2 protein-coding genes are annotated in these 668 nt (G+C 30.7%); both read left to right on the top strand.

The window, feature by feature from the left end; translation table 11 throughout:
* On the top strand, window positions 1-189 hold a 189-nt coding region (locus tag ACFVU3_RS39960), incomplete at its 5' end, for a hypothetical protein (protein WP_390073695.1).
* 356 nt (window positions 190-545) lie between these two features.
* On the top strand, window positions 546-668 hold a 123-nt coding region (locus ACFVU3_RS39955), incomplete at its 3' end, for a malate:quinone oxidoreductase (RefSeq protein ID WP_390073698.1).

Genomic DNA, 668 nt, shown 5'->3' with positions numbered 1-668 from the left:
GATAATGAAGATTATTTTATTAAAAAGACGAGCCCAGAAACATGTACTATTACGAATTATGAGAATGAAAAACTATCTCATTGGGCTAAAAATGAAGGACAAGTGAGCTTCCATATTTTAGATGAAAGTAGTAAACCAATAGAAGAGTTATTAATCATACTCTCTCATGCATTAATGAATAAAATTTGAGGCTGGGCATAAATGATTGTCACAGTCTTATTTATTAATATATAAGCTGTAGATGGTTGTACTGAAAATGTGCTTATATCAAGCTTCTTTCAATTCTAGCCCTTCTTGCTGACGGGGCTCCAACTTATGGTAGCCATCTTCTCATTTATTAGGAGTAGGACATATGATTAAATTCAAGTTCTACTCCTAATTTGTGTCTAATCAATGAGCATATTATGTCTAAATTATTACAAAATGGAATAGGTATTATTGAAAATATGTATTTTTGTTATAGATTGTTAGCAATTATAATAAGACTCAGCGCAATAATTTAATTATTTTTGCACGAGTTCTGTTTTAAGAAAGGTGAGCAAAAAATGGCTAACAATGAGTCAAAAAACATAGTTATTATTGGCGCTGGTGTCTTAAGTACGACATTCGGTTCTATGATTAAAGAATTAGAACCTAATTGGAACATCAAACTCTATGAACGTTTAGAT

It is taken from the genome of Streptomyces sp. NPDC058052, from assembly GCF_042885515.1.
GTDB lineage: Bacteria > Actinomycetota > Actinomycetes > Streptomycetales > Streptomycetaceae > Streptomyces.
The sequence above is the reverse complement of the archived record's forward strand: the minus strand, read 5'-3'. Positions and strand labels throughout refer to the sequence as shown.